This window comes from Kitasatospora sp. NPDC059408, assembly GCF_042751525.1.
Lineage (GTDB): Bacteria > Actinomycetota > Actinomycetes > Streptomycetales > Streptomycetaceae > Kitasatospora.
Window position 1 is genome coordinate 103,454 of the sequence record NZ_JBHYWI010000003.1, and the last position, 6,209, is coordinate 109,662.

The 6,209-nt window shown below is 74.2% G+C and carries 5 protein-coding genes; 3 read left to right on the plus strand and 2 right to left on the minus strand.

What is annotated here, in order from left to right; all coding sequences use genetic code 11:
• Window positions 1-17: 17 nt before the first annotated feature.
• Together ACFXDE_RS04090 and ACFXDE_RS04095 are read left to right on the plus strand one after the other, a co-directional pair.
• Entirely contained in the window at window positions 18-623 is a 606-nt protein-coding gene (locus tag ACFXDE_RS04090; protein WP_380490658.1) for an AAA family ATPase, read from the plus strand.
• 89 nt (window positions 624-712) lie between these two features.
• Window positions 713-1,333 (plus strand): hypothetical protein, encoded by a 621-nt coding sequence (locus tag ACFXDE_RS04095; protein ID WP_380435406.1) that lies wholly within the window; start codon window positions 713-715, stop codon window positions 1,331-1,333.
• 66 nt (window positions 1,334-1,399) lie between these two features.
• Here the strand turns inward: ACFXDE_RS04095 and ACFXDE_RS04100 are convergent, their stop codons facing one another.
• Both ACFXDE_RS04100 and lanL read right to left on the minus strand, forming a co-directional pair.
• Window positions 1,400-1,531, minus strand: a complete 132-nt coding sequence (locus tag ACFXDE_RS04100) for a hypothetical protein (protein WP_380435407.1) — start codon at window positions 1,529-1,531, stop codon at window positions 1,400-1,402.
• Between the two features lie 2 nt (window positions 1,532-1,533).
• A complete protein-coding gene (lanL, locus tag ACFXDE_RS04105; RefSeq protein ID WP_380490662.1) occupies window positions 1,534-4,215 on the minus strand; it encodes a class IV lanthionine synthetase LanL in 2,682 nt (893 codons plus the stop codon).
• 199 nt (window positions 4,216-4,414) lie between these two features.
• Between lanL and ACFXDE_RS04110 the strand changes: the two genes are divergently transcribed.
• Complete coding sequence (locus ACFXDE_RS04110) at window positions 4,415-6,070, plus strand: LCP family protein (protein ID WP_380490664.1); 1,656 nt, start codon at window positions 4,415-4,417, stop codon at window positions 6,068-6,070.
• Window positions 6,071-6,209: the final 139 nt, after the last annotated feature.

Consider the following 6,209-nt stretch of genomic DNA (forward strand, 5'->3'; position numbering starts at 1 on the left):
CCGCCTACGGTGGCCGCATGCACACCAACCACAGCCCGTGGGACGTCCTGCTGATCGGCGGGGCCTCCGGGCTCGGCAAGAGCCTCGCCGCCGCCCGACTCGCCGCTCGGCACGGGGCGTTCGTCGTCGAGTTCGACGACGTCGTGGCCGCCCTGCAGGCCGCGACCTCCGCCGCGACCCACCCCGGCCTGCACCACTTCGACGGCCTCGCCGACCCCGACGCGGACCTGCCGGCCGACCGCGTCCTGGAGCTGCAGATCGCCACCGCGCACGCCCTGGACGACGCGCTGCTCGGCGTCGTCCGCAACCGCCTGACCGTGGACGTGCCCGCGATCGTCGAAGGCGACTACCTCACCCCGGCCGCCGCCGCCCGCGCGGTGGCCGAAGCCCGGGCACGCGGCCGCCGGGTACGCGCCCTCTTCCTCCACGAGGACGACCCGGCCGCCATCGCCGCCAACTACGCCCACCGCGAGCCCGAAGACGGCCCCCAGCCCGCCCGCGCCGCCGTCAGCGCCCGCTACTCCCACCACCTCGCCGCCCAGGCCCGCAGCCACCACCTGCCGGTGATCGCCTGCCGCCCCTCCGACACCCTGGCGCAGCGCCTGGCCGCCGTCCTCTCCTGACGGCACGGCACCAGGGCGGCTCCACCGCCGTATGCGCTCTCGGGTGCGTAGAGTCGGTGCAACATGATCAAACAGGGGAGCGGGCCGGCGTGCACGACAAGATGTTCGAGCTGATGGACGAGCAGCGCCGCAGGAACGGGTTCCGGACGCTCGGCGAGATGGCCGTCCTCGCCGAGACCAACACCGTCTTCGATCCGTTCTCGACGCTGATCGCACGCGACGCCGAGATCGGGGAGGGCAACACCTTCTTCCCCGGCGTCGTGGTGCGGTGCGACGGCGGGACGTGCTCCATCGGCAGCGGCAGCACCTTCCACCCGTCGACGCTGCTGCTCGCGGCCGACGGCGGACGGATCGTCGTCGGCGACGGGTGCTCCCTCGGCCCCGGCGGGGTGCAGATCAAGGCCAACCAGCCCGGCTCGCTGCTCTCCGTCGGCGACCACGCGCGGCTGCTCAACGGCGCCGAGGTCGTCGGCTCCAGCGTGATCGGCGACGGCGCCCAGGTCATCGGCGCCATCTCGGCGCAGAGCGTCCGGCTGGCCGGGGGCGACGACTTCACCGGCCCCGACCCGGACCGCCGCGGTGCGGTACTCAAGGGGTCGGGACTCGCGCGGGGGATCCGGCTCGCGGTCGGCGACGTCGTCAACGGTCTCGGCGACTTCGCCGCGGCTCCCGTCGAGCGCCAACTCGCCTACCACCCGCGGAGCAGGTGACGAGCGGCATGCCCACCGGGCCCGCCGACCGCCCGGGGGCGGGATGCCCCCGGGCGGCCCGACCGCTCAGTCGACCGGGTGCGCGGCGAGGTCGACCAGGTCGAAGCTGCGGTGGCCGGTGTCGCAGCACATCATCGGCTCCAGCGGCTGCTCCTCGGTCTCGGGCAGCTCCTGCAGTTCCAGGACGGTGCTCTCCATTCTCACTCCCCCTTTCCGTGGCTCGGGTGGTGCGGGCCCGTGGCCGGCCGGTCGACCAGCCACGATCGGGGGCCGCCGTGGTGACGGCGGAGCAGGAGGTCGAGCACGCCGCCGAGGCCCACGTTGTAGGCGGCGGTGACCTCGCGCAGGGTGTCGTCGGGGACCAGGTACCGGCCGTCACGGCGCGCGGCGCGCAGGGTGATGGCGTGGACGAGCGCGTTGGCCCGGGCGAGGTGGCGTTCGTCGCCGGTGGCGGCGTGCAGGTCGAGGAGCAGTTCGGTGTTGCCCGCCAGGCCATGGCAGGTGCCCGGCCCCAGGCGGTGGCGGTCGCGGTGCACGGCGACCGCGGCGCCCTCGGCGTGGGCGAGGTGGCGCGGGTCCCCGGTCTCCTGCCACAGGCGCAGCAGGAACGTGCCGATGCCCGAGGAGCCGTGGCACCAGTAGTTCAGGCCGGGGCGTTCGGTGCGGCCGGGGCCCTTGGGCCAGTACGCGGCGCCGTCGCGCCACTCGGTGAGCGCGCACAGGGCCTCGCCGCCGCCGAGGGCGATGTCGGTGAGCTCGGGCCGCCCGAGGTCGCGGCCGGCGGCGAGCAGGAAGGCGGCGTTGCCCGCGACGCCGTGGGCGAAGCCGTAGGTGGCGGAGCCGGCGAGTTCGGCACGGGCCGGCGGGCCGAGGGGCCAGTCCACGCCGGGTGCGGCCGCCAGCAGGCGCAGCAGTCCGTCCGCGCACCGGGCCGTCCGGTCGGCGAAGTGCCGGTCGCCGGTGCGGTGCCACAGGTGGAGCTGGGCGAGGCCGGCGCCGGCCAGGCCGTGGCACACGTCGGTGGCCGCGGAGTCGAGCGGGATGCGCAGGGCGTAGGCGAGGGCCCGGTCGGCGAGGCGGCCGTCGTCCAGGGCGGTCGCCGCGTCGTGGAGGGCCCAGGCGGTGCCGGAGCGGCCGAAGTAGAGGCCGGGCAGGACCCGGCTGGGCTCGCTGAGCCGCTCGTCCAGCCAGTCGGCGGCCTCGCGCAGTGCGGGGCGGGCGGCTTCGTGGCCGCAGCGGACGGCCCGGGTGAGGACGGCGAGCACGCCGGCCGCGCCGAACTGCACGTTGCAGGGGTCGCCGTGCGGCAGGGACCTCGGGGCGGGCCAGAGGTGTTCGCCGTAGGGGTCCATGGTGGCGGCGAGGTGGGCGAGGCCGTCCTCGATCAGGCGCTCGGGCGTGGGCGGCGCGGCCGGCACCGGCCGTGTGTACGGACGGGGTTCCTGGGCGAGGTACTCGGCTGCCCGGGGGAGCGTCCAGCGCGTGGCGGGGGCCGCCGTGAGGCCGATGACCACGGGGGCGAGGCCGCGCAGGGCGCCGTGGTCGGCGGCGGCGACCAGGGCGGCGAGCCGCTCGCCGGCCGGTCGGCTCGGTGCGCTGTCGGCGGCGAGCACGGGGCTGATGCCGGTGGTCGCGTGGAGCAGGGTCACGCCGAGGCTGAAGCAGTCCGCCTCGGGGCCGGGGGCCGGGCGCGGCGCCGGTCCGTCCGCGGAGCCGAGGTGCTCGGGGTCGGTGAATCCCGGTGTACCGGCGGGGTGGACGGTGGTGCCGGGGCGGACGGCGAGCTCCAGGTCGACCAGGACCGGCCGGTCGTCCGGGGTCATCACGACGTTGCCGGGCTTGAAGTCGCGCAGGACGAGCCCGGCCGCGTGCACCTCGGCGAGCAGCCGTACGAGGTCGCGCGCGAGCCGCCGGGCCGCCGGGGCGGGCACCCGGCCGTCGCCCCGTTCCAGGTGCTCGGCGGTCCACTGCCGGAGGTCGCGGCCCAGGACGAGTTCCTCGGCCAGGAAGAGGTGGCCGCCGGACTCGAACAGCCCCAGCACGCGGGGCGTGATGCCCCGGGGAGCGAGTTCCTCCAGGACCTGCGCCTCGTGGCGCAGCCGGTCCCGGGCGTCCCGTCCGTCGTGGTCGGCGGCGACGTGCGGGCGGGCCTCCTTGAGGAGGACGCGCTCGCCGGTGCGGGTGTCCTCGGCGCGGTAGACGCCGCCCCGGTTGGAGTGCCGGACCGCCTCCTTGACGAGGTAGCGGTCGGCGAGCAGGACCGGGCTGCCGCGGCGGCGGGGAGGGGCCGAGGTGGTGGTGGCCGGGGTCCGGAACGGGTCCTCGGCCCAGGGCGGGGGCGAGAACCACGGGTGGCGCTCGTCCGTGCTCACGGTGCCGTCCGGGGCGGTGAGGCGGCCCTCGTAGAACCCGTCGTCGTTGAGCACCCGCGGCCGGGCGAAGCACCCGTAGCGGTAGTGCACCACGCTGTCCGGCCGGTAGCGGCGGTCGGAGAGGATGGCGGGGCCGGGCATTCCGGCGGTCGCTTCGTGCAATTCGCGGGCGATGACGAGGAGTTGGCCGTCGTCGACCGGGTAGCCGGTGAGGAACTTGCCGGACTGCGCCCGCAGTGCCCGGGTGGCGGTCAGCTCGGCCGTGACGCGCGGGGAGGCCGCGACCTTGAACGCGCAGCCGTGCGCGATCAGCACTTGCCCCGCGCGCTCGATCACCTGCGGCGCCGACGCCAGGGTCGCGGAGACGTGGAGCTTCCAGCCCTGGCGGCGTGGACGGTGGTGCGGTGGGGTCACCATCAGCCATGGTTCGAGGTGGTGGACGCGCCAGTCGGTGGTCGGATCGGACCGTTTCAACAGCTCTGCGAGGACTGACCGGTAGGGCGAGAGCACGCCGTGGATTCTATCGACGCACCGGGGAAAGGCCATACCACAAGGTAATTGACGGATAATCAGAGCCTAAATCCAGCCCCTTGGGGCACTCAAGGCTTCTGCCCGGCGCGCGTGATCTCCGACACATCGTGCAACATGATCGGTGGGTCAGCGCCTCTGGGAACCAGAGGAGTTGTCGGTCGAGGACAGGGGCAGCAGCGTGGGCCAGCGGCGGAGCGGTGGACGGGTCACGGGCGGCGCGGCCGGCCGGCGGTCGCCGGTGCTGATCGCGGGACGGACGGTGGCGTGCTCGGTCGGGCTGTCGGTGTTCGTCGCCAGCGGGGTGGTCTGGTACGAGTACACGTCCCTGACCGACGGGATGACCACGTCGAACGCCATCGCCGAGACGAAGAAGGACGCGCCCAAGCACCTCGACAACTCGGTGAACCTGCTGCTGATCGGCCTGGACAGCCGCAAGAACATGGACGGTTCGGACGTCGACCCGGCCATCGTCCAGAACGAGCTGCACGCCGGCGCCGACTCCAGCATCGGCGGCTACAACACCAACTCGCTGATCCTGCTGCACATACCGGCGAACGGCGGCAAGGTGCAGGCGGTCTCCGTCCCGCGCGACGACTGGGTGATGACCTACGGCGGCGACGGCTCCGAGATGGGCATGGCCAAGATCAAGGAGGCCTACGGCAACGCCAAGGACCGGTTCGACAGGAGCGCCAAGGCCAAGGGGCTCAAGGGCGCGGACCTGGAGAAGGCCGGGCGGGACGCCGGGCGCGCGGCCACCATCCGGACGGTCCAGAAGTTCGTCGACCAGCCGGTGGACCACATCGCCGAGGTCAACCTGATGGGCTTCTACGACATCGCCAAGGCGCTGGAGCCGATCGACGTCTGCCTGACCCACCCGGTGAACGACCCGATCACCGCCCGGACACCGGGCCACGAGGGCGGCGGAACCGGCCTCAAGCTCCCCGCCGGGGTCAGCCACCTCAACGCCGCCGACGCGCTCTCCTTCGTCCGCCAGCGCCACAACCTGAACGACGGGCACGGGAATTCGGACGACTTCGCCCGCACCCACCGCCAGCAGGCGTTCATCTCCTCGGTGATGCACAAGCTCAAGCAGCAGGGCGTCATCGGCGACCTCGGCGCGATGCAGAAGCTGTTCGGCGTGGTGCAGAAGGACCTCGTCATCGACAACGAGTGGAACATCCTCGACTTCGCCCAGCAGGCCCCGGCCCTGACCGGCGGCAACGTCGAGTTCAACACCCTGACCTACGACACCGGCGGAAAGAAGGGCGACCCGCCGCAGGACGTCAACCTCGTCACCCCGGCGAAGATCCAGAAGGTGGTCAGGCAGGTCTTCACCGGAGCGGACGCCGCCGCCCCGGTGCCCGCCCCGGGCGACGCCCCGACCGTCGACGCGACCGTCGACGCGACCGTCGCCCCGACCACGGCGCCGACCTCCGCCCAGGCCGCCGCCCCGGCCACGGTCGACGTGTTCAACGCCTCCTCCGCCGCCGGGGTGTCCTCGTCCAACGAGGCCAAGGTCCTGGTCGGCATGGGCTTCAAGGAGGGCCGGACCGGCCCGGCCGCCGGCAAATCGAAGGCCACCACCGTCGCGTACGGCAAGGGCGCCAAGGAGGCCGCCGACCAGATCGCCGCCCGCTACGGCGTCACCGCCACCGAGTCCTCCTCGGCCGGCGCCGGCCGGGTCGTGGTCACCCTCGGCACGTCCTTCGACGGCGTGGCCTCCGACCGCCCCGCTGCCCCCACCGCCGCCCCGACCGACCCGACCGCCAACCTCCCGATGCAGGGCCCCAAGGTCGACGCCCAGTCCGACGGCGGGATCCCCTGCGTCTTCTGACGCCCCGCAGCGGTGACCGGAGGACCTGACGCGTGGACGGCCGTGGCCGGCCCGGGCCGGTACCCCGCCCCGCCCCGCCGGGGGGGGAAGCCCGGGGCCAGCCCCCACGTGGGTCCCGGAGGCCCCCGGGGGCCGGGCC